Below are 21,867 nucleotides of genomic sequence, written 5' to 3'. Positions count from 1 at the left end.
ACGTGTTACTCACCCGTCCGCCGCTAGACTCCGAAGAGTCTCGCTCGACTTGCATGTATTAGGCACGCCGCCAGCGTTCGTCCTGAGCCAGGATCAAACTCTCCAAGAAAGTTGATTAGCTCATAAATTAAAACGTTGGCTTCGTTTCGAAAGAAACGAATATTATTGTTTGTTGACGTTTTTGTTTGTTTAGTTTTCAAAGAACAATTATATAAGGTAATTTGGAGCGGGTGATGAGAATCGAACTCACAACATCAGCTTGGAAGGCTGAGGTTTTACCACTAAACTACACCCGCATATAAAATTTGAATGGTCGGGAAGACAGGATTCGAACCTGCGACCCCTTGGTCCCAAACCAAGTGCTCTACCAAGCTGAGCTACTTCCCGTAATAATGGCGCGCCCGAAAGGAGTCGAACCCATAACCTTCTGATCCGTAGTCAGACGCTCTATCCAATTGAGCTACGGGCGCATCTTGTTAAAACCAACTTTTAAAGTTTATCACACTTAATTTGGTTTGTCAAATCCTTTTTTGGTGCGGCCGAGAGGACTTGAACCTCCACGGGGTTGCCCCCACTAGGCCCTCAACCTAGCGCGTCTGCCATTCCGCCACGACCGCATTAAATCGGCGACAAAAATAATCTTATCAGATTATCAATTGCTTTTCAAGAGGAAATATTTGGTGCGGGTGAAGGGAGTCGAACCCCCACGCCTTGCGGCGCCAGATCCTAAGTCTGGTGCGTCTGCCAATTCCGCCACACCCGCATAATATTGTCTAAAGGTGAGCCATGAAGGACTCGAACCTTCGACCCTCTGATTAAAAGTCAGATGCTCTACCGACTGAGCTAATGGCTCATTCTAAGATGATTCCCTAATCTTTTATTAGCCTAAGTCAGATGCTCAAAAGAACTCTCGTTCTTTCTCGCAGATTGCCCGCAGAAGTAAGTTCATTGAAGCTCGCAATCTGCTCTACCGACTGAGCTAATGGCTCATTTCATGTTCATGAGCTAATGGCTCAATAAAAGAAATGGCTGGGCTAGCTGGATTCGAACCAACGCATGACGGAGTCAAAGTCCGTTGCCTTACCGCTTGGCTATAGCCCAAAAATAAGAAAAAAATAAAAATTAAATGGCGGTCTGGACGGGACTCGAACCCGCGACCTCCTGCGTGACAGGCAGGCATTCTAACCAACTGAACTACCAGACCAATTAATTAAGAAATAGAAAATGAGCTTCAGCTCATTCTCCATTTCTGATGACCCCTACGGGATTCGAACCCGTGTTACCGCCGTGAAAGGGCGGTGTCTTAACCGCTTGACCAAGGGGCCAAAATTTTCATGGCGGAGAAGGAGGGATTTGAACCCTCGCGCCGGTTACCCGACCTACACCCTTAGCAGGGGCGCCTCTTCAGCCTCTTGAGTACTTCCCCAATATGGCTCCGCAGGTAGGACTCGAACCTACGACCGATCGGTTAACAGCCGATAGCTCTACCACTGAGCTACTGCGGAATAATTATTATCTCGACTACGTTAGGCGATTGCCCTGTCGACTCTTTACATTATAATGACGAACTAACATAAAGTCAATATGATTTTTCAATAAAGATTTTTTCCAAATCTTATGTTACTCAAATATCAACTCTTGGATCTTCGCCAATTTCCCTTTGCATTTTCCGCACACATATCTGTTTGTATTAATGCTTCTTTTTCTTTGATAGGATTGCCTGCATTTCGTGCATTGATAGACAAGTATTTTTTTCAGAGAACGTTTTACTTTCCGTTCTGGGAGTTGAGTGCAAAACCGGGGTGCCCCAACCTTTTTTAGAAGAACTTTAAAGTCTTGATCACGATGCTGATATCCTTTTCCTTCAAGATGAAGATGGTAATGGCATAGTTCGTGTTTAATAATCCCGATTAATTCTTTTTCCCCAAGCTGTTCTAAATACTTTTTGTTGATTTCAATATTGTGTGTGTTTAAAAGATATCTGCCGCCGGTTGATTTTAACCTAGGATTAAAGGAAGCACGATGCTTAAATGGTTTTCCAAATGATTCACTTGATATTTTTTCTACCAATAACTGAAGACTTGAATCATCCACTTAAACTCCCCTCCCTTTCTTTTCGAACGTGACAACCTATTATAGCATATATTGTTTATACCCTTATTGAAGAATGCTTTTCGGGAGGTTTTAATTATGCCGACTTGGTTTCAAAACCAAATGAAAAGAGCTTTCTATGAAAAGAACCGCTACCAGATCAAGATGTTAAACCAGTGCTGGTTTTTTTACAGAAAAAAACACTGCTCTTAAAAGCAGTGTTTTCTCTTGAATTAAGATGGCTGCAGCATGGTTAGGGCAACCCGGCCTTTTTTCATATCAACGGAATCTACCCAAACTGTAACCACATCACCGACTGAAACAATATCTAATGGATGTTTTACAAATCGGTTGCTCAGTTTTGAAATATGAACAAGCCCGTCTTGTTTAACGCCAATATCGACAAATGCCCCGAAATCAACAACATTCCGTACAGTTCCTTGCAGCTCCATACCGGCTTTCAAGTCCTCTAGTTTTAATACATCTTTTTTCAAGAGTGGACGAGGTAAGTCATCGCGCGGGTCTCTCTCAGGTCTCACCAAAGCATCAACGATATCTTTTAACGTTAATTCGCCAATCGCCAATTCTTCAGAAACAGACTTTAGGTCAAGACCGCTTAATGCAGCTTTTAACTCTTCGGAACCTAAAGCGTCCGTAGTAAAGCCCAGTTTTGCTAATAGTTTTTTTACCTCGTCATAGTTTTCCGGATGAATTCCTGTCCGGTCTAAAGGCTGTTTCCCATCTAATACCCGCAAGAAACCAATAGCCTGTTCATAGGTTTTCGCACCAAGGCGGGGCACTTTCTTCAACTGAACCCTGCTAGTGAATTTTCCTGTCTCTTCTCGCATTTTGACAATATTGTTTGCAGCTGTTTTGTTTAAACCCGCAACATATTGTAAAAGGGAGGATGAAGCGGTATTTACATTTACGCCTACCCGGTTAACCGCTGTTTCTACGACAAAATGCAGCGATTCTGAAAGTCTTTTTTGTGAAACATCATGCTGGTATTGGCCTACGCCGACTGATTTCGGGTCGATTTTTACCAATTCAGCTAATGGATCCTGCAAACGTCTTGCTATGGATACCGCACTTCTTTCTTCAACCTGGAAATTCGGAAATTCTTCCCTTGCCAAGTCAGAGGCGGAATACACACTGGCGCCAGCTTCATTGACAATCAAATAGAAGATTTCTTCATCCATTTCTTTTAAAATATCAGCGACGAACTGCTCCGTTTCCCTTGATGCGGTACCGTTCCCGATTGCCGCCATTTCTACCTTATATTCACGCAGGATGTTAATGAATTTTTCTCGCGCTTCTTTTGCTTTGAAATCGGAAAGATGTGGATAGATCACATCAATTTTCAGCACTTTACCCGTTTCATCGACAACGGCTAATTTACAGCCTGTCCGGTAAGCCGGATCGACACCAATGACGACTTTTCCCTTCAATGGCGGCTGCAACAATAAATTACGGAGATTCTCAGAAAAAATATGAATCGCTTGTTCCTCTGCTTTTTCTGTTAACTCAGAACGGATTTCACGCTCAATTGATGGTTGAATTAAGCGTTTATAGCTGTCTTCTACCGCTTCTAACACGATCGGCGCTGCATATGAATTTGTCTTATGGATCCATTTTTTAGATAGATACGACAGGATTAAGTCGGTATTCATTTTTACTGAGACTCGAAGAATGTCCTCTTTTTCGCCACGATTTAAAGCTAAAATTCGGTGGGGAACGATTTTGTTTACAGGTTCTTCGTACTCATAGTACATTTCATAGACATTTTTCTCGTCCTTTTCTGCTTCTTTTACCGTAGAAGCAACTGTACCGGATTTGGTTGTTTCTTTACGAATCCATTTACGGCCTTCCGCATCATCAGATACCATTTCAGCGATGATGTCTTTCGCACCTGAGATAGCCTCTTCAATCGTTCGGACTTCTTTTTCCTCGGATAAAAATTCTTTTGCTTTCTCTTCGATACTCTGGTTCGAAAAAGTTAGCAGCCATTCTGCCAATGGCTCGAGACCTTTTTCTTTCGCAATAGTGGCCTTGGTTCGTCTTTTTTGTTTGTATGGACGATATAAGTCTTCTACCTCTTGAAGTTTTTCAGCCCTTGTTATATTTTGCTGGAGTTCATCTGTTAATTTACCCTGTTCAGAGATGATACGAATAACTTCTTCTTTTCTTTGTTCAAGGTTTTGTATGTATTGCCAGCGTTCTAGGATATTGCGGATTTGTACTTCATCAAGAGCGCCGGTCATTTCTTTTCGGTAGCGTGCAATAAATGGAACTGTATTTCCCTCATTTAATAGAGAGATAACATTTTTAACTTGCTTATAGGGAATAGCGAGTTCGGTGGCAATCTTCCCTAACAACTGATCTTCTTTTACCATTGTTTCAGTCACAAGAATAATCCTCCAATCTTTTTTCTTATTGTATCAAATTAGCAGGGTCGTTTCATTAAACGAGTGTTGCCCACTTTTTCACGACGACTTTTTCATGGTCGCGGGTATTTGGAAGTGCTCTTACCGACCGCCGCTTCTTTTTTTCTTGCTCACAGGCTTTATGAACCGCTCTTATCGACCGCTACTCCTCTTTTTACTTGCTCACAGGCTTTATAAACCGCTCTTATCGACCGCCGCTTCTCTTTTTTCTTGCCCACAGGCTTTATGAACCGCTCTTATCGACCGCCACTCCTTTTTTTCTTGCTCACGGGCTTTATGAACCGCTCTTATCGACCGCCACTCCTTTTTTTCTTGCTCACGGGCTTTATGAGTAGTGACCGCTACCTTTCTTTTTTCACCTTCACGGGCACTATTAAATTTTTATAAAAAAAAGCAAGCCATGAAAGCTTGCTTCTAAGCAGTTTATGTATAAAGGCAGAATATGTATGAAAAAACGCTCTTTTAAAAAGAGCGTTCATTTAACTAGAATTCGATGAGACCTAAGCTGACTTGCAAGGCTTCATCCACTTTTTCCATCATTTCGTCATCGAGATGGGTAATTTTATCGGTTAACCGCTGCTTATCAATTGTACGAATTTGCTCTAACAGAATGACCGAATCCCGTTCAAATCCGTAGCGCTTCGCATCAATTTCTACATGAGTTGGGAGCTTCGCTTTTTGAATTTGAGCTGTAATCGCTGCAACAATCACTGTGGGACTAAACCGATTCCCGATGTCGTTTTGGATGACAAGTACAGGACGGACGCCGCCTTGTTCAGAACCAACAACTGGGGATAGGTCCGCGAAATAAACGTCACCACGCTTGACAATCAAAGGTTTATCCTCCGCTTACAAGACGTTCAACTGTGTGTTCTGCCTCATATTCTGCTTGAAATGCTTCAGATGCAATTCGAAGATTAATCTTTGCCATTTCCATGTATCCACGTCTCATGGACTCGCGAATTTGTCTCTTTTTACGTTCGCGTAAATACATTTTTGTTGCCTGGTAGATAAACTCGCTTCGGTTTACATTTTCCTGCTTTACGAAACCATCTAACTCAGTTAATAAGTGTTGCGGTAACTTCACTAAGATTTCCGTAGTTGCGCCAGTTTCAGACACAAACATACACCTCCACCATCACTACACACCATTTTTTATCTGTACCATATTTTATAATAACACTAAACGAGCCCAATTCATAGACTAAATATAATTCTACTGTATTATAAGCCAATAAAAGCCTCTTTTATGCACAAACAACCGCAATATCATAAATATGTTAAAATTTCTTTTTTTAACCCAGTTATTCATCGAGCAAATAATTTTTTATCTCGACAATTTTACCGCCTTTTTTGTAAAGCCGCGGAACACGCCCTGCTACCATACAAGGGATTTCATAATTAATTGTCTCCAATTTAGCAGCAATATCATTGATCGATATCGTTTGGTTACCGTCTGCCCCAATCAATGTTACTGTTTTTCCAACCGGAACCTCATAAGGAAGGCGAATCATGCATTGATCCATACATATTCTGCCGACAATCGGCACCCGCTTCCCATCCACCAGCACTTCTAGGCCGGACAGCTTACGAATCCATCCGTCAGCATAACCAATGGGAATCGTTCCAATCCATTCATCCTTCCCTGTCTCATACGTTGCCCCATAACTCACTTTATCGCCTTTTTGCATCTTTTTCACATGGACAAGCCGCGCTTTTAAGGAAAAGGCCTCTTTTAAAGAAAAAGGAATTTCTTTTTCCATCTCAAGCGATGGTGTTAAGCCGTACATCGCAATCCCAAGACGTACTGCATTAAAGTAAGCTTTTGGAAAACGAATGGCAGCGGCACTATTGCTGGAGTGAACATATTTCGGCCGTTTCGTTAACGCAGTCAGCAGATTTTCAAATGCAGCTAATTGCTGCTGAAAATAGGTTTGATCCAGTTCATCAGCTGTCGCAAAGTGGGTATAGATTCCTTCAAAAAGAAACCTTGCTTCATTCGCCATCATTTGCTCCAATTCTTTTAACTCTTCACTGCTACGAATGCCAAGTCTCCCCATGCCTGTATCAACCTTTATATGAACGGTTAGCTTCTCACCAGCTTGCAAATGTTTTTTTGCTTCCTCAAGCCAATCTTTTTGGAAAACGGTAAGAGTGATCTGATTTTTTGCAGCCATATGCACATCTTGAGGACGCGAGGCACCTAATACCAGGATGGGAGCTTGAATGCCTTTTTTCCGTAATGCGATAGCTTCATCCATAAAAGCAACAGCTAAATAAGCAGCCCCTGCGGCCAAAGCAGTTTCAGCCACCTTAGCATCTCCATGTCCGTAAGCATTGGCTTTCACAACCGCGATGATTTCGACCTCTTTAGGGAGATGATTTTTCACGGAGGTTATATTCTCTTCTATACAATCTAAATCCACTTCAGCCCAGGTATCTCGATAAAAATGATCAAGACTTTCCATAATTCCACTTCCTATAAGAGTTATCACATTATTATATTTTACCATAAAAAAACAGGCTCTAGGAAAGAGCCTGTAGGATAGCGTTTATTTTACCGCATCGCCTTGAACTGATTGTGCAACATCAATCAATTCTTCTTTTGTTAGGTTTTTCGAAGCAATCATGTAATCGACGCCATCATGAGACCAGGAGATGGAATGATCAGTAACTGCTCCGATGGTCAATCCTAGATCAACAATATCCCCTTCAACGTATGTTGGAGCCGTTGCTTCTTTAACCGTAACTTTCTCCTGAACTAGAGTAAATGACTTCTTGCCATCATAGGTTAATACAACTCGTTTTCCATTTTTGATCTTCACTTCTTTTTCCCCAATTAACTTTGTTCCTTTCAACTCAGCCGTCGGATACTTAACCGTAAAGGCCTTGTCGCCGCCCTCTGCCATGGCCGGCAAATGAAGCTGAGCGCGAGTCATGTTCTTCTTCATATCGAAAGCGTCCTTGTCGAAGCTGGCGTTAAATTTCACCTTGGAGAACTCCACTGTTACCAGGGCATTTCGATCAGGATCCATCACTTTGACAACAGCTGGTGATAAATCTTTTTTATTCAGTTTAATTTCCTGGAATGGAAGCATACTATTGTTTTGATAACGGGTTTTCGTTTCAAATACATAGTAATCCTTTGTTGTCGAGAATTTGGCATTTTTATCTGCGACAATATCCTTGATCAATGATTCATACAAGTAAGCTTGGCTGCTGTTTTGCGGCCAATCGCTTTGGAAGCGGAAGCTTTTATTTAGCGCAGGCGTTAAGACAAATACCCCTTGTTCATTACGCAATATCATTTGGCTTTGATCCTTTTCAGCATTTTTCAAATTTACCCGATAAAAGGTAGGATCTTTATGCCAGATTTCAACGTTATAAACTTGAGAATCTGAACCCATTTTCAGTGTCATTTTTGCATTTACTTTATAACCGGACAGATCTCCGAGTTTACCATTTAACTCCTTCACCACATCATCTTGCGATTTAGAGCCACAGGCAGCAAGCATGAAGATGACCATCAGTCCCGTCATGAGCAGCAACAACTTTTTCCTCATTCCTTCAACCCCTTCTTGTCTCATTTCATATGATTTTAAGAAGAGAAAGGCAGGGAATGCCCATAGTTGACCTTGTCTCTCCTATTTCCCTATGAATATATGAGACAACCTTTGGGTTTATGATAAGGAGATTGCCAAGCTGTTTAAAAAATATATCCTTATTCTTCGATTATCACTTGAGCAACTGCATATTCACGACTGTGCGAAATAGATAAATGAGCATTAACCTCTGGTTTAACGATAATTGGCTTTCCAAATGAATCTGATGCAATTTCAATATCTAAAAAGGATAACTCCTTGCCAATTCCAGTACCAAAGGCTTTTGAAAAAGCCTCTTTTGCAGCAAATCTTCCTGCTAGAAATTCTACTTTACGGCGTTCAGAAAGGGTTTCAAGTGAATCCTTTTCACGAGCAGTTAAAATCCTCTCCGCAAATTTCCCCTGTCTATTTAGCAATTCCCGAATCCTGGAAAGTTCAATAATATCAATGCCAATCCCTTTAATCATCGTTTTATCTTCCTTCTATTTAAATTCTTACTAGCATATTAGTGTACAAGATAGCCATTCTGTTTATGATGGTAATGAGAGGAGGTCCATAATGTTTACTCGAACCGAAAGCTTGCGGGAATTTATCCGCTATTATCCGATTGTTTCTATTATTATTGCCATTCATGCAGCATTATATCTTTTAACTATTTTACCCATGTTTCCAAACGATTGGTTCTTCGAAAACCTTTCCGGCGTCAATCTTTATATTATGGAAGGGCAATATTGGAGACTGATTACGCCGACATTTATGCACGGCAGTTTTTCACATATGCTGTTTAATAGTTTTTCGCTTGTATTATTTGGACCAGCCCTTGAGCGTATGCTAGGATCCGGAAGATTTATTTTCGTGTATCTCACCAGCGGACTCATCGCTAATCTAGCAACACTGCTTCTTGAGCCGTTAACATATATGCATGTTGGCTCAAGCGGTGCAATATTTGGACTGTTTGGATATTACATTGCGATTATTATTTTTCGGAAACATATGCTCACAAAGCAAAATTCCCAAATTATTATTACTCTTTCCGTAGTCAGTCTAATTATGACCTTTATACAGCCAAATATAAATATAACAGCCCACCTGTTTGGGTTACTTGGCGGTTTTTTACTTGGCGCCATTCCTTATTTTAATAAAAAAGATTTGGCGGATTCCATTCAAGTCACGACAAGCTGGGCTGGGAGCCAAAGAAAAAATCTGTCTTTTCAATCTCCAATAAAGCTTATTATTTGGGGTGCGATTATTATTATCGCCATTATTGTTTTTTTAGCGCAAAGGTAAAAGTGGATTGCAAACGAAGCTAAACTTCGTTGCAGTCCCCTTTTTTATTTCTTGAATACCATTCAAAGATTTTCTCTATATCACTTTTTTCTAAATCAATGACAGACCCGCCCCCAGCACCGACTCCCGATTTAACATTGGCTTCGATGGTTCCTAGGTTTCGTTTCCGTTGAAAAAGGCTTTCCCTCGTTTCTAAGCTCTGAATTTTGTTTTTCTTCATAAAAACGGTTGTTCGTTTTATAAACTGAAACCTCAAGCTTAGCTGCTGCTTATTGAGAGCCCAGCCTGCAGCCTTGTATTTTAATATAGCCCAATTGGTTACAAGCGCTAATAAAATGAAAGAAAGCATACCCCATACTTTTAAAAAGATAAGCGAAACAAGGACAATTGGAATCACGAAGTACCAGGTGCGTAAGATATACCGCCACATCGCCCGTTTAGGGGCTGGGTTGAAAGAATTCGCAAAGATATAATCAGGTAAATGAGGCTCGATAATTGATTGAATTTGCTTCACTTTTACAATCGGCAAAAGAGTGACATTTGCACCTTCGAGATTCGCATTGGAGCCGCCTGCACTTTCAATAGTGACAGTACCGCAGCCGAGGAAGCGCCTGACAAGAGTTTCACTAACGCGGATAGCTTGTATGCGGTTCAAAGGAATGGTAATTTGCCTTTTTTCTAACAATCCCTGTGAAATGACGAAATCCTTCTCTGTTTTCATAACGGTAAAATTCGCATACTTCAGCATCGTCATGACCAGTGCGATCAGCCATGCAAGGAAAAACCCAAGAAACACGATGATTGCGATGATAAATAAATTATGTACCGCCCATTTTTCAAAACTGCCAAATAATCGTTGAAACGGAATGAGGTCGTCTAATTGCGAAAGCAACGCAAATATGGCAGATATCACAACTCCAATTCCACCTGATGTTAATGATAGAATCATTAATTGGCCGAAAGAAATTTTAAAAACAGGCTGTCCTTCTTGAACAAACTGCGTCTCACCCGCTCCACCAATTTTTGCAGCGGCTACATACTCCTGAATCAGCCTAGCTTCTTCTTTGGAAATGGCCGAAAGGACCGCTTCGGCCTCCTCACCTCCACCGCCGCCAGCAGTTTCAATTTGAACCTTCACTAATCCAAATATTCGCTGCAAAATCCCTTCAGTCAAATCGATGCTTTGAATCCGTTCAAATGGAATATAACGTTTCTTGCGGATAAAGACTCCATGTTCAATCCGAAGTTCATCGTTTTCGAAACGAAAAGTAAACCTTAACCAAGATAGTATCCCTGTAAATAAAATAATAAAAACAACGACTAACGAAATGACCAAAGAACCCACTAAACCTTCCTTGCCATGCCGGCCAACAGAGATGATAAAGGCAATCCCAGGCAGGGTGAAGCCTTTTAATCTCTTACCAGTTTGAATCACACTTGCGATTGGATGAAGCCGTTTCGGTTTAGACATCTTCTTCCGCCACCCTTGCCAATTTTGAAATAAAGAATCGCAATTCCTCTGCTTCGCTCTCTTCCAAGGCAGGAATCTCATGGGCAGTAGCGGCCGTATGAACAACCACAGAGGCAAGCTTATATTTTCGTAAAATTGGACCTTGTACGGTATCCACATGCTGGACCCGAACCATCGGGACGAGCGTGCGGGTGATGATAAAAATTCCTTCCTGCAATTCAATTTCCTCTTCCCGCACCTCATATCGCCAGCGCTTCCATCTTAAAGCAGGTAATAGAATAATATGTAAAAAGGGAAAAATCACTCCAAGCACGATTAAGAGGACGGAAATCCAAAAAGGCCAGTCGAAAATATGTATGAGGAAAAGGAATAAAGCGGTGATTGACCAGCCAATTGCTGATTTAATGATACCTGAGATGCGCCACACCTTTAGGGCTTTTGCAGAAATTCGTTTTTGCGGTTTAGAGAACATAGAACCCTCCTCCTACCATCCCAATTAGTATATTCAAAAAAGCATGGATATAATATCCATGCTTTTTGTCTTAATGGTTAAAGCTTCTTGGCTTTGAAGATCTTCCGCCAGTTTTTTTCTCACCGCTTCTTGGCTTGACCGGTGCTTTTTTTCGGCGGTCAGAATTGTAGCCTCCACGTGAATCATCCTTACGACGGCGGTCACGATCATTATACGGCTTTCTTTCCCGTTTTTGCGGAAGAGGTGCTTCTTCTGTTAATTTAACTGGAGTTGTATCCGGTTCTTTTGTTAACATCTTCAATACAGCGGCTACTACTGTTGTAGCATCATTTGCTTCTAGCAATTCATCTGCTGCTGCTTTGTAATAATGAAGATTGTTGGACTCAATTGTTTGCGTGATTTTATCAACAACTGCACGCTGTTGGCCTTCTAACGCTTCATCAAGAGTCGGCGCCTTCATTCTTTCCATTTTCCGCTTCGTAGTTTTTTCAACCACAGCAAGGTAAGACTTTTCACGTGGTGTAATGAATGTCATTGCTACGCCTGCTTTTCCGGCACGGCCAGTACGTCCAATACGGTGAACATAGCTTTCTGGATCCTGTGGAATATCGAAATTGTAAACATGTGTAACACCAGAGATATCAAGACCACGTGCTGCTACGTCTGTTGCGACAAGAACATCAATTGTTCCTTCTTTAAATTTACGAAGAACCTGCAGACGCTTTGCCTGGCTTAGATCGCCATGAATACCTTCTGCCGTATACCCTCTTAAATTCAATGCCTCAGCTAATTCATCGACACGGCGTTTTGTACGGCCAAAAACAATCGCCAGCTCCGGTGATTGAATATCCAATAGTCTTGTTAACACATCAAATTTGTTTTTCTCTTGTGTTTCAAGATAGTATTGATCAATTAAAGGAACCGTCATTTCTTTCGTTTTCACACGAACAACTTGAGGGTCCTTCATGAATTTCTCTGCCATTCTTTGAATTGGTCCCGGCATTGTAGCTGAGAAAAGTAATGTTTGGCGCTCAGTCGGTGTTGATGCAAGAATAGATTCAATATCTTCAATGAATCCCATATTTAACATTTCATCTGCTTCATCAAGAATAACCGTGTTAACAGTATCTAAGCGCATTGTTTTTCTGTTAATATGGTCTAACACACGTCCAGGAGTACCAACGATAATGTGAGGAGCTTTCTTTAATGAACGGATTTGGCGTCCAATATCCTGACCTCCATAAATCGGAAGTACACGAACTCTTTTACCTGATCCGATTTTATAAAGTTCCTCTGATACTTGAATCGCTAATTCCCGTGTAGGCGCAATAATAATCCCTTGAATTGCATCAGCAGTCGTATCAACTTTTTCAACCAATGGAATTCCAAATGCAGCGGTTTTACCAGTTCCTGTTTGAGCTTGGCCGATCAAGTCTTTATTTTCTAGGCTCAATGGAATCGTTTCTGCTTGGATTGGGGTCGCTTCCTCAAAACCCATTTTGAGGACAGCTTTTAAAGTGGCCTGACTTAGGCCTAATTCTTGAAACTTGGTCAATGTTTTCAATCTCCTTCATCTATATGAAAATATTTTAAATCGTGCTGAATATTTTTTCCGATACGTATCAGGTACATCATTATTTTATCAAAAAAAAGACATTCTCCAAAGGAGTATGCCCTATTTTCATCGTTCTTTAGACACGTTGATGATAATCATACCATTTACATTAGTATAATGCAATAAAGACAAATTCTATACATCCTTACTGCTCCATCAAAAAATCCAATACTTGGGAAAATAGGGCCTCTTTTTCCTCGCAATGACAAATATGATGTTTCGACTGTTTAATATAGGTGAGTTTTTTTTGATTAGCACCAATCGTCTGAAATAAGTATTCAGCACTTTTCGGCGGCACAATCCCGTCACACTCTCCTTGTGCGATTAAAGTCGGCGTCTGTACCTGATGCAGCATAGGTTTGATAAAGGAAACAAGCCGACGGAATTGCAAGGTGGCCGCAAGTGGGGTTTCTGTTATTTTTCTTTTATAGCGCTGAAATAATTCATTCTTCTGTAAGTTTCCATTTACTGAATCCTTCAGGGCAGAGAAAATATCCGCTGCCAATTGTTTAGGATTCACATAAAAGGCTGCCGCACTTAATAATACAAGCTTGTCCACACGATATTGGGCTGCCAGAAAGCTGGCAATCATGCCACCCATGGAAAAGCCAATCACGTACACGGTATCACAAACTTCAATCAGACTTTTCAATTCTTCCTCGGCATGATGAATCCACTCATCAAAGTGGATCCCTTTTAACGACCCCGACTCACCATGACCAGGCAGTGTTGGGACACTGAATATCCAATCTGTTCGCTCTTTCAAGTATTCGACAAGCGGTTCTACTTCATAGGGCGCTCCCGTAAAACCATGAATACATAAACAGCCAATCATAATGCTCACCTGCCATTTTTAAAACCCATTATTTACCTTGCAGGGCTGTGACGATTTCTTCTAATCTCATCCCTCTGGATGCCTTAACTAGCACCAATGTTTTTTCGTTTACATACTGCTCTAATTCTTGAAGGAGCTCGCGCTTTTCAGTAAAAGCAAAAACTCTATCTTCGCCAAGCTTTTCGCTTGCTCCTTTGGCAATATATCTGCCTAGGTTTCCAAAAGTAAATAGAAAATCAATTTTATCGCTGCTTAAGCGTTCTCCAATTTGAGAATGATACTGCTCCTCTTCAGGCCCAAGCTCTAGCATGTCGCCAAGAACAAGGACTTTTCGCTCATAGCCTTGAAGGTTTGCCACGAGTTCAATTGCAGCGAGCATTGAGGTTGGACTGGCATTGTAAGCATCATTGATAATTTTTTCTCCGTGACTGCCTTCGACTAACTCCATGCGCATATTTGTCAGTTTAATCCCTTTTAGCCCTTCGTTTATTTTGTCAAAAGGGACGGAAAAATAACGGGCAATCAGCATCGATGCTAAGGCATTTAAAATATTATGAGTTCCTAACACAGGTAGTTCAAACCATTCATTTGCAGCGTTAATGGTGAAGCGGTTTCCCTGCTCCATTTGAATAATTTCAGTTGGATAGAAATCATTCTCATCCGTTCTGCCAAACGTTTGAACTTGAATATTTCCTTTATATTGTTGAATCCGTTCCATGAGCAGCGGCTCATCACCATGCAGGACGGCAATACCGCCATCTTGCAGGCCTTGGAGGATTTCAAGCTTTGCTTCGGCAATTCCTTCACGGGAGCCAAGGTCCAAAAGATGTGATTCCCCGATGTTTGTAATCACGACAGCATCAGGGCAGGCGAGCTTTGTTAAAAATTCAATTTCTCCCCGGCCACTCATCCCCATTTCCAAGACGGCAATTTCCGAGTCCTCATCCAAGCCTAATACAGTTAACGGGAGGCCAATATGATTATTATAATTCCCTTCCGTTTTTTGAACTTTATATTGGGTTGATAAAATTCCCGCTGTCATATCTTTTGTGGTCGTTTTTCCGTTACTTCCCGTGATCCCGACGACTTTCACGGCTAGCTCTCGTCGGTACTTACGTGCTAATTCCTGTAAAGCTTCCAGGCAGTCCTCGACAATCAGGATTGGCAAATGGGTCGGAGGATTTGGTACATCACTCTGCCAAAGGGCAGCAGCCGCGCCCTTACGGATAGAATCCTCTACATATTTATGTCCATCAGCATGTTCTCCTTTAAACGGAACGAACAGGTTCCCTGCTCCTATTTTACGGGAATCGATTGAAACACCAGAAATCATCGTTTTAGCAAATGAAGTGATATCATTTTTAGCAGAAATCATTTCAGCAACTTGCTGTAAAGAACGTTTTATCATTGTTGATACCCTCCTTTATTTTTAAATGTAAATGGACACGGCAGTTCAGCCGTGTCACCTGTTGTTTTGATTAGAACGTGTATTTAATATTTTGTTTCTCTGCATGTCTTTCTTCTGCAAGATTTACGAGACGTTCAATTAACTGCGGATACTCGACCCCGGTGTGCTTCCACAATAGCGGGAACATACTGAATGGCGTGAAACCTGGCATTGTATTTACTTCATTAATTAGAACTTTGCCTTCCTTCGTTAAAAAGAAATCGGCGCGCACAAGACCGGAACAATCCAATGCTTTAAAGGCTCCGATAGCCATTTCCTTAATCTCAGCGTATTCCTCTTCACTAATATCGGCAGGAATAATTAGGGCTGTATCGCCATCTTCATACTTTGCCTTATAATCATAAAAGTCTGTTTTCGGCACAATTTCACCGGCAACAGAGACTTCCGGCTCATCATTGCCGAGAACGCCTACTTCAATCTCACGGGCAATAACACCCTCTTCAATAATGACTTTTCGGTCAAATTGGAAAGCCTCAACGAATGCAGCCTCTAACTCAGTGCGGTTTCGGCATTTACTGATGCCGACGCTCGAGCCAAGATTCGCCGGCTTCACAAAGCAAGGATAGCCAAGCTCTTCCTCCACCTTCGCATAAGACTCATCCTTCGCCTTCGCCCATTCACTTTTAATAAAAGCAACATAATTTACTTGTGGGAGTCCGGCTTGCGCAAACACATTCTTCATCATTACCTTATCCATTCCAGCGGACGAAGCTAGAACCCCATTTCCGACGTACGGCAAGTTTAATAGTTCTAACAAGCCTTGCACGGTTCCATCTTCACCGTTAGGTCCATGCAGCAATGGAAAAATGACATCCAATGGTTCTCTTTCTTGTTTCTCGGCTTGGAAAAGGGATGGTGCCAAGGATAATGGCGACAATTGATTTCCTTGAGAGAATTCAAGTGCTTTGACATTTGCCGGCGGCTCACTTAACTGCGGTCCTTTAATCCATTGTCCGCTTGTGTTTATGTAAATAGGATGAATATCAAATTTTTCAAGGTCTAATGCTTTAATTACCGCTAATGCCGTTTGCAGGGATACCTGATGTTCAGCGGATTTTCCTCCATATAACAAACCTAGTTTTGTTTTCATACGAAACAAACCTCCATATTCTCATTCACGTATTATTTTAACACTTTATTAATTAAGAAAGGAAATGTGTAATAGCCCATTTTAAATGTTTTTCTCTATTGATTAGTTTATGAACGATACTGCTTGCTTAAAAACTAATCCATCGGAATTTTGTCATCCAGATCCTCATGAAAAAATAGCCCCAAGGCGGGACTATTTTTTTAGCTATGTTAACTTGGCTGTTGATTTCCGCTCCAGGCGCGAGCGGTTCGCGGGCGGTCCGTGGAGCCTCCTCGGCGCTAAAGCGCCTGCGGGGTCTCCCCTGCCCCGTTCTCCCGCAGGACATTGAATTACATCCTCGAATCCGCCCACGCACGAAGGAAATGCGATAGCATTTTCGAGGAGTCTCGCGCCTTCCGCTCCAATCAACAGAGTGAAAAAATTAACACTAGGCAACCTACCTATTTTTTATATGACATTCAGCTTCCATTCCTTCGTTTTTTTGTCAAAGATGAGTTTGGCATGGAATGGCTTATTTGAGATGTCCTGATATTCCTCATACATATCGTCCATATTGGCAAAATCGCCGATGACCCAGATTGGAACTTCAATCTTCGTGCGCTGATGGTCCGCATCCCTTAAGGATATGCAAATTCCTTCTTTAATGAAAGGTGTTAACGAAAGGAGGATTTCCTTCGCCACCGGAGGATATGACCGTTTTTTTCTAAGTCCGAGAAGGGATTTTTCCGGTTTAAGCTCCCCGAGCTTTGCTGCCAGGGCGATGCTTAGTAAATGAAAAAAGTCCTTGAAGCTGCGGTAATAGATTTTGTTATACCAGCCGTCATCCTGCGCCAAATAAACAAAACGGTTACCCAGTTTATTATAAAATGGCAATTTTAAATGATGCTTATGGTGTCCTAAGTATAAAAGTTCTGCCATCTCCTGCCCTGTCAGCTCATTCAGCCCATCTTCCTCAATAAAATCAATCCAGCAAAAATTCCCGTAACTATAGACATCTTCTGCAGCCAATTTATTAATTCTATCTTCCGGACAATATTCGAGCAGTGTGTGCATATTAAAATCAGCATCATCAAAACGGTGCGCTAATAGCAGCAAATGGTTTAATGAACCTGAAAAAGCAGCCGTAAATTCATCGAATTCAATACCGTAGGACATTACATACTGGTCTGTTTGATTTAAATGGACATAAATGAGATCCCGTATGTCTTGATGATGCTTCTTCAAAGCCAAACTCCTCCGTTCAAACACAATATATTTATATTAATTTTCCTTTTCCAATAAACTGCCAAATACCCTTTTCCATACTTCCTCATTTTATCAAATAATAGGCCAAATAGCTTATTTCAATTCTTTTACAAAAAATATTTTTTGATTAACACCGTTTACATCATAGCAATTTTATTATTGGTGCCTGACACCCTAAAAAATACATATACTATGTATAAGTTATTATTGGTTTTTAAAGTGAGGTTAATCAGCATGATTAAAGATATGTCACAGGATGAGTTAAGTTTATATATAATTAAGACGTTAAAAGAAAATAAAAAAGTTGATTTTGAGGCGATTTTAGAGGAGCTTCAGCCCTATGATATTGCGAAAATCTATGAGGATTTACCGGAGAAGCATAAAGGACGGTTTCTTCTCTTTTTAAATTTCGACGTCCTTGCCGACCTCATGGAGGAGCTTGAAACGACAGAGCAGCTCGATTTGTTGAATAAGCTCGGCTTTGAGAAATCCAGTAAAGTCCTCGATTTAATGGATAACGATGACTTGGCTTTATTGTTACATGATTTATCTCCCGAGAAAAAGGATTCCCTCCTATCAGGGATGAACACAGAGGAGTCCAAGGCTGTTAAGGATATCATGAAGTATCCGCCAGAAACCGCAGGCAGGATCATGACGAACCGTTTTATCTGGATTCGCAGCTATTATTCAGTTCGAGAAGCAGTCGATAAGTTTAAAAGCTTTGCAGAGTTTGCCGAATCGATGAATTATCTGTATGTCACCGATGAAGACCGAAAACTGGTCGGCGTTGTATCTTACCGTGACTTACTTTTAGCTGGGCTGGAGGAAAAAATCGAAGCTATCATGTATGAGCGGGTGATTTCTGTATCGGTCCTGACAGACCAGGAAATAGTCGCGCAAACAGCCGAGCGTTATGACTTCTTAGCAGTTCCTGTTGTCGATGAGGAAAATGTCCTTGTTGGAATTGTCACCGTCGATGATATTATCGATGTTGTCATCAAAGAGGCCAATGAAGACATTGAAAAATTATCGGCAACGGGGAAATCGATTGACTTTGAAACAAAAACATTCATAGCCGCCGCCAGAAGGCTGCCGTGGCTCATTCTCCTTTTATTTATTGGACTTATTTCCGGAAGGATCATCAGCAGTTTCGAAGATACCCTTAAGCAGGTTGTCGCTCTCGCCTTTTTTATGCCGATGATTGCCGGGATGACCGGGAACACCGGCACGCAATCCCTCGCAGTGGTCGTGAGAGGTCTCATCTCATATGATATCAATAAAGGAGTGGTTGTCCGTTTGGTCATCCGCGAGCTTGGGGTAGGCATCACGATTGGGATCACCTGTGCCGTCCTGATTTCGATTATTGCTTATATTTGGCAGGGAAATCTAATTTTAGGAGCAGTAGTTGGCTGCTCGCTATTTTTCACGTTGATTATTGGGACACTTGCGGGCACTATCATCCCGCTTATTTTGTACCGTTTTAAAATCGACCCGGCTGTTGCCTCAGGGCCGCTTATTACGACCTTAAATGATATTTTTTCGCTCCTCACCTATTTTGGGATTGCTACAATGTTTCTAAAGCATTTAATGTAAAAAATGAAACCTTTTATCCCCATAATCGTTATATATGTTATAGGAATGTAATATATTTCCTAAAGGGTGTGGCGCACAAAGCTAATCTCTTTCAGCAGCACCTCCTTAATCGCGGATAAAATGGGTGTGACGAATGGAAAGATACGTAAAAAAAGCAGACCGATTTGATTGGACGTTAACATTATTATTGATTCTTTTTTTCCTGATAAGTTGTGTGGCCATCTATAGTGCACAAACCTCTGCCCAGTACGATGAAAATTTTTTAGTCAAACAAGTTTTCTGGTATGCCGTTGGGGCTGGAATTATCTTAGTATCCATCTTTATCGATAGCTATCAGTACAAGCGTCTCTCCTGGTATTTATATGGATTGGGTCTTTTGTTGCTGCTTGCTGTTTTTCTTGCGCCGGAGTCCATTGCTCCCCATCGAAATGGGGCAAAAAGCTGGTTCATCATTCCCAAACTAGGCTCAATCCAGCCTTCCGAATTTGTTAAAACCTTTTTAATTTTAGCTCTTAGCCGTGTCATTACCACCCATCAAGAAAAGCATTTGGAGAAATCGCTGAAAACGGATTTTCGTTTACTATGTAAATTGGCGATTACCACGGCAGTTCCGCTCGGATTAATTATGCTGCAGCCTGACTTGGGAACAGCACTCGTTATTCTCTCAATTCTAACTGGGATGATTTTATTGTCTGGGATCACATGGAAAATCATTTTACCGATTTACAGCTTTTCTGCCTCCCTTGCAGGCCTAATTTTTTATCTCGTTTTGCAAAAGCCTGAATTTCTTGAAAAATACCTTCATGTTCAAACCTATCAATTTAACCGGATTTATGCCTGGCTTGATCCAAATAATCATTCCACCAGTTCCAGCTACCACTTATTAAAATCATTAAGTGCCATCGGTTCCGGTCTCATTTCCGGAAAGGGTTTTAGCCAACGCGAAGTGTATATTCCTGAAGCCCATACCGATTTTATCTTTGCCGTCATCGGTGAGGAGTATGGATTTGTCGGCGGCAGTATTGTTATCGGCCTTTTCTTTATGCTTATTTACCATTTAATTAAGACTTCTTTAGAGACGACCGATCCCTTTAATACATATGTCTGTACGGGAATTATCAGTGTATTGACCTTCCATGTCTTTCAAAATGTCGGCATGACGATTCAGGTACTTCCAATAACCGGCATTCCTTTGCCGTTTATTAGCTATGGCGGCAGCTCGCTGATGGGCAATATGTTTGCTATGGGCCTGGTGTACAGCATCCGCTATCACCATCGAACCTATATGTTCTCTTCTGAAAAATCATTTAGTTCATGAAAACCAAAATATTTCTTTATTAGATAAACTGTTATAAAATAAATCATATTGAAAATATATATTTACTTAAGTGAAGGTGAACTATGGCACACTATATTAACTCTATTTTGGAGTTCTTATCGCAATTAGGTTATTTCGGCATTGCCTTAGGATTGATGATAGAGATTATCCCAAGTGAGATTGTTTTAGGCTATGGCGGTTATATGATTTCTCAAGGTCATCTCGGTTTTCCTGGTGCCGTCATTGCCGGTACGATCGGCGGCACGATTGCCCAATTGTTTTTATATTGGGCAGGATATTATGGAGGCCGTCCTTTTTTAGAGAAATACGGAAAATATGTCCTGATAAAAAAGAGCCATATCGATATTGCTGAAAATTGGTTTAATAAATACGGAGCCGGCGTTATATTTTCGGCACGATTTATTCCGGTTGTCCGACACGCCATCTCCATTCCAGCCGGTATTGCCAAAATGTCAGCTGCTAAATTTACTCTCTATACCGTGGCAGCAGTCCTTCCGTGGACCATCCTATTCCTTTATTTAGGTCAAACCTTGGGCAGCAACTGGTCCCATATTAAAGAAAAAGCCCATCCATTTGTCGTGCCATTTATTATTGCCGCCCTTGTGATTGGAGCCATTTACTTTTTAATCAAAAAAACAAAGAAAACCACCGACTAAGCGCGGTGGTTTTCATCGTTTTTAGAAAATTTCCTTTGAGCCCAGGCATCCAGTTTTTTCACATGCTGCTTGCCGATGGTCAGTCCGTAAATAATGAGCAGGACAATGATCAAAGTAAATAAATCTAATTTACCCGTTGAGATAAAGTTTATAATTCCCATTAACACTTGTGGAATTACTCCTGTAATGATCACCAGGAAAGTTGCGATCTTAAACCAGAAATCCGATTTTAATCCATAGCGGGCATATAACAGAAAAAAGGTGGATGACCACGCAAGTACCTCAAGACTGACTAATATAGCCCATTTATTTTCAACTAAAAATTCCATCATGTTCTCCCTCCCCAAAATAAAAAGCCTAGAAGAAATATCGTTCATCGATAATTCTCCCAGGCTTTTATCCTTCCGTGTACACACTCAAAAGCGGAAGCGCCTTGACCAGGGGCGACAGGCATAAGACGAGCCGGCGAGAAGGTTGCTCTTTAACCTTCTTGACGGATTGGCTGTAGACCTGCGAGCCCCTAGGCGCTGCTGCTAGACGATTCTCAAAGTTTGTGTGCGTTTTCTCTCGGACCAGACTGACTTCTAAAAAGCCACGGAACCCTAGAAAACTTTTTTATATTTATTTAATAAAATCATTCTATCACAAAAATCCCCAAG

At 41.3% G+C, this 21,867-nt stretch carries 20 protein-coding genes, 11 tRNA genes and 1 rRNA gene; 5 read left to right on the top strand and 27 right to left on the bottom strand.

Annotated elements, in window-relative coordinates:
- The 13 genes from LC455_RS29225 to LC455_RS29165 all read right to left on the bottom strand — a co-directional run.
- Positions 1 to 109 (bottom strand): 16S ribosomal RNA (locus LC455_RS29225); the annotation flags it as partial.
- A gap of 113 nt (positions 110 to 222) precedes the next feature.
- Positions 223 to 296 (bottom strand) — tRNA-Gly (locus LC455_RS29220).
- A gap of 14 nt (positions 297 to 310) precedes the next feature.
- Positions 311 to 387 (bottom strand) — tRNA-Pro (locus LC455_RS29215).
- Positions 388 to 393: 6 nt separating this feature from the next.
- A tRNA-Arg gene (locus tag LC455_RS29210) sits at positions 394 to 470 on the bottom strand.
- 61 nt (positions 471 to 531) lie between these two features.
- Positions 532 to 617: transfer RNA gene (locus tag LC455_RS29205), tRNA-Leu, on the bottom strand.
- A gap of 61 nt (positions 618 to 678) precedes the next feature.
- Positions 679 to 763: transfer RNA gene (locus tag LC455_RS29200), tRNA-Leu, on the bottom strand.
- Between the two features lie 17 nt (positions 764 to 780).
- Positions 781 to 853 (bottom strand) — tRNA-Lys (locus LC455_RS29195).
- 173 nt (positions 854 to 1,026) lie between these two features.
- Positions 1,027 to 1,101 (bottom strand) — tRNA-Gln (locus LC455_RS29190).
- A gap of 26 nt (positions 1,102 to 1,127) precedes the next feature.
- Positions 1,128 to 1,204: transfer RNA gene (locus tag LC455_RS29185), tRNA-Asp, on the bottom strand.
- 49 nt (positions 1,205 to 1,253) lie between these two features.
- Positions 1,254 to 1,325, bottom strand: a tRNA-Glu gene (locus tag LC455_RS29180).
- A 10-nt stretch (positions 1,326 to 1,335) separates the two neighbouring features.
- Positions 1,336 to 1,426, bottom strand: a tRNA-Ser gene (locus LC455_RS29175).
- A gap of 4 nt (positions 1,427 to 1,430) precedes the next feature.
- Positions 1,431 to 1,505, bottom strand: a tRNA-Asn gene (locus tag LC455_RS29170).
- Positions 1,506 to 1,620: 115 nt separating this feature from the next.
- Complete coding sequence (locus LC455_RS29165) at positions 1,621 to 2,094, bottom strand: SprT family protein (protein ID WP_223596337.1); 474 nt, start codon at positions 2,092 to 2,094, stop codon at positions 1,621 to 1,623.
- A gap of 96 nt (positions 2,095 to 2,190) precedes the next feature.
- Here LC455_RS29165 and cmpA point away from each other — a divergent pair, with 96 nt between their 5' ends.
- A complete protein-coding gene (cmpA, locus tag LC455_RS29160; protein ID WP_223596335.1) occupies positions 2,191 to 2,304 on the top strand; it encodes a cortex morphogenetic protein CmpA in 114 nt (37 codons plus the stop codon).
- Between the two features lie 20 nt (positions 2,305 to 2,324).
- Here the strand turns inward: cmpA and LC455_RS29155 are convergent, their stop codons facing one another.
- The 6 genes from LC455_RS29155 to acpS all read right to left on the bottom strand — a co-directional run bounded on the left by LC455_RS29155 (position 2,325) and on the right by acpS (position 8,604).
- Positions 2,325 to 4,484 carry a Tex family protein gene (locus LC455_RS29155; protein ID WP_223596338.1) on the bottom strand — a complete coding sequence of 720 codons (2,160 nt, stop codon included), beginning with the start codon at positions 4,482 to 4,484 and terminating at the stop codon, positions 2,325 to 2,327.
- A gap of 534 nt (positions 4,485 to 5,018) precedes the next feature.
- A complete protein-coding gene (ndoA, locus tag LC455_RS29150; RefSeq protein ID WP_007083556.1) occupies positions 5,019 to 5,369 on the bottom strand; it encodes a type II toxin-antitoxin system endoribonuclease NdoA in 351 nt (116 codons plus the stop codon).
- A 4-nt stretch (positions 5,370 to 5,373) separates the two neighbouring features.
- The gene (locus tag LC455_RS29145) at positions 5,374 to 5,655 is read right to left on the bottom strand and encodes a CopG family ribbon-helix-helix protein (protein ID WP_223596333.1); all 282 of its coding nucleotides are present in this window, start codon (positions 5,653 to 5,655) and stop codon (positions 5,374 to 5,376) included.
- A 184-nt stretch (positions 5,656 to 5,839) separates the two neighbouring features.
- Entirely contained in the window at positions 5,840 to 7,003 is a 1,164-nt protein-coding gene (gene alr / locus LC455_RS29140; protein ID WP_223596331.1) for an alanine racemase, read from the bottom strand.
- A gap of 84 nt (positions 7,004 to 7,087) precedes the next feature.
- Entirely contained in the window at positions 7,088 to 8,098 is a 1,011-nt protein-coding gene (locus LC455_RS29135) for a LolA family protein (RefSeq protein ID WP_223596329.1), read from the bottom strand.
- A gap of 158 nt (positions 8,099 to 8,256) precedes the next feature.
- On the bottom strand, positions 8,257 to 8,604 hold the full coding sequence (gene acpS, locus LC455_RS29130) for a holo-ACP synthase (RefSeq protein WP_223596327.1): 348 nt from the start codon (positions 8,602 to 8,604) through the stop codon (positions 8,257 to 8,259).
- Positions 8,605 to 8,695: 91 nt separating this feature from the next.
- On the opposite strand from acpS, the gene LC455_RS29125 reads away from it, so the two are divergent.
- Complete coding sequence (locus tag LC455_RS29125) at positions 8,696 to 9,424, top strand: rhomboid family intramembrane serine protease (RefSeq protein WP_223596326.1); 729 nt, start codon at positions 8,696 to 8,698, stop codon at positions 9,422 to 9,424.
- A gap of 19 nt (positions 9,425 to 9,443) precedes the next feature.
- Here LC455_RS29125 and LC455_RS29120 read toward each other — a convergent pair whose 3' ends face one another.
- The 7 genes from LC455_RS29120 to LC455_RS29090 all read right to left on the bottom strand — a co-directional run bounded on the left by LC455_RS29120 (position 9,444) and on the right by LC455_RS29090 (position 17,599).
- Positions 9,444 to 10,895, bottom strand: a complete 1,452-nt coding sequence (locus tag LC455_RS29120) for a PH domain-containing protein (protein ID WP_223596325.1) — start codon at positions 10,893 to 10,895, stop codon at positions 9,444 to 9,446.
- Positions 10,888 to 11,367 (bottom strand): PH domain-containing protein, encoded by a 480-nt coding sequence (locus tag LC455_RS29115; RefSeq protein ID WP_223596324.1) that lies wholly within the window; start codon positions 11,365 to 11,367, stop codon positions 10,888 to 10,890. The genes LC455_RS29120 and LC455_RS29115 overlap by 8 nt, the downstream gene beginning before the upstream one ends.
- A gap of 70 nt (positions 11,368 to 11,437) precedes the next feature.
- Positions 11,438 to 12,922 (bottom strand): DEAD/DEAH box helicase, encoded by a 1,485-nt coding sequence (locus LC455_RS29110; RefSeq protein WP_223596323.1) that lies wholly within the window; start codon positions 12,920 to 12,922, stop codon positions 11,438 to 11,440.
- Between the two features lie 205 nt (positions 12,923 to 13,127).
- A complete protein-coding gene (locus LC455_RS29105) occupies positions 13,128 to 13,817 on the bottom strand; it encodes an alpha/beta hydrolase (RefSeq protein WP_223596322.1) in 690 nt (229 codons plus the stop codon).
- A 28-nt stretch (positions 13,818 to 13,845) separates the two neighbouring features.
- Positions 13,846 to 15,225: a UDP-N-acetylmuramoyl-tripeptide--D-alanyl-D-alanine ligase gene (locus LC455_RS29100; protein WP_223596321.1), complete on the bottom strand. Its 1,380-nt coding sequence runs from the start codon at positions 15,223 to 15,225 to the stop codon at positions 13,846 to 13,848.
- 70 nt (positions 15,226 to 15,295) lie between these two features.
- Positions 15,296 to 16,375, bottom strand: a complete 1,080-nt coding sequence (locus LC455_RS29095; RefSeq protein ID WP_223596320.1) for a D-alanine--D-alanine ligase — start codon at positions 16,373 to 16,375, stop codon at positions 15,296 to 15,298.
- A 447-nt stretch (positions 16,376 to 16,822) separates the two neighbouring features.
- Entirely contained in the window at positions 16,823 to 17,599 is a 777-nt protein-coding gene (locus LC455_RS29090) for a hypothetical protein (RefSeq protein ID WP_223596318.1), read from the bottom strand.
- A 255-nt stretch (positions 17,600 to 17,854) separates the two neighbouring features.
- Here LC455_RS29090 and mgtE point away from each other — a divergent pair, with 255 nt between their 5' ends.
- The 3 genes from mgtE to LC455_RS29075 all read left to right on the top strand — a co-directional run bounded on the left by mgtE (position 17,855) and on the right by LC455_RS29075 (position 21,208).
- Positions 17,855 to 19,213: a magnesium transporter gene (mgtE, locus tag LC455_RS29085; RefSeq protein ID WP_223596316.1), complete on the top strand. Its 1,359-nt coding sequence runs from the start codon at positions 17,855 to 17,857 to the stop codon at positions 19,211 to 19,213.
- Positions 19,214 to 19,346: 133 nt separating this feature from the next.
- Entirely contained in the window at positions 19,347 to 20,531 is a 1,185-nt protein-coding gene (locus LC455_RS29080) for an FtsW/RodA/SpoVE family cell cycle protein (protein WP_223596314.1), read from the top strand.
- Positions 20,532 to 20,614: 83 nt separating this feature from the next.
- Positions 20,615 to 21,208 (top strand): DedA family protein, encoded by a 594-nt coding sequence (locus tag LC455_RS29075; RefSeq protein WP_223596312.1) that lies wholly within the window; start codon positions 20,615 to 20,617, stop codon positions 21,206 to 21,208.
- On the opposite strand, the gene LC455_RS29070 is transcribed toward LC455_RS29075, so the two are convergent.
- Entirely contained in the window at positions 21,205 to 21,540 is a 336-nt protein-coding gene (locus LC455_RS29070; protein ID WP_223596310.1) for a hypothetical protein, read from the bottom strand. The genes LC455_RS29075 and LC455_RS29070 overlap by 4 nt on opposite strands.
- Positions 21,541 to 21,867 lie beyond the last annotated feature (327 nt).

The organism is Neobacillus bataviensis, assembly GCF_019969725.1.
This window is presented reverse-complemented; position numbering and strand designations above follow the sequence as displayed.

Coding starts and splice junctions, on each gene's coding strand:
- cmpA (WP_223596335.1), top strand. CDS start 2,191: ATGCCGACTTGGTTTCAAAACCAAATGAAAAGAGCTTTCTATGAAAAG.
- LC455_RS29155 (WP_223596338.1), bottom strand. CDS start 4,484: ATGGTAAAAGAAGATCAGTTGTTAGGGAAGATTGCCACCGAACTCGCT.
- alr (WP_223596331.1), bottom strand. CDS start 7,003: ATGGAAAGTCTTGATCATTTTTATCGAGATACCTGGGCTGAAGTGGAT.
- LC455_RS29135 (WP_223596329.1), bottom strand. CDS start 8,098: ATGAGGAAAAAGTTGTTGCTGCTCATGACGGGACTGATGGTCATCTTC.
- acpS (WP_223596327.1), bottom strand. CDS start 8,604: ATGATTAAAGGGATTGGCATTGATATTATTGAACTTTCCAGGATTCGG.
- LC455_RS29125 (WP_223596326.1), top strand. CDS start 8,696: ATGTTTACTCGAACCGAAAGCTTGCGGGAATTTATCCGCTATTATCCG.
- LC455_RS29120 (WP_223596325.1), bottom strand. CDS start 10,895: ATGTCTAAACCGAAACGGCTTCATCCAATCGCAAGTGTGATTCAAACT.
- LC455_RS29115 (WP_223596324.1), bottom strand. CDS start 11,367: ATGTTCTCTAAACCGCAAAAACGAATTTCTGCAAAAGCCCTAAAGGTG.
- LC455_RS29105 (WP_223596322.1), bottom strand. CDS start 13,817: ATGATTGGCTGTTTATGTATTCATGGTTTTACGGGAGCGCCCTATGAA.
- LC455_RS29100 (WP_223596321.1), bottom strand. CDS start 15,225: ATGATAAAACGTTCTTTACAGCAAGTTGCTGAAATGATTTCTGCTAAA.
- LC455_RS29095 (WP_223596320.1), bottom strand. CDS start 16,375: ATGAAAACAAAACTAGGTTTGTTATATGGAGGAAAATCCGCTGAACAT.
- mgtE (WP_223596316.1), top strand. CDS start 17,855: ATGATTAAAGATATGTCACAGGATGAGTTAAGTTTATATATAATTAAG.
- LC455_RS29080 (WP_223596314.1), top strand. CDS start 19,347: ATGGAAAGATACGTAAAAAAAGCAGACCGATTTGATTGGACGTTAACA.
- LC455_RS29075 (WP_223596312.1), top strand. CDS start 20,615: ATGGCACACTATATTAACTCTATTTTGGAGTTCTTATCGCAATTAGGT.
- LC455_RS29070 (WP_223596310.1), bottom strand. CDS start 21,540: ATGATGGAATTTTTAGTTGAAAATAAATGGGCTATATTAGTCAGTCTT.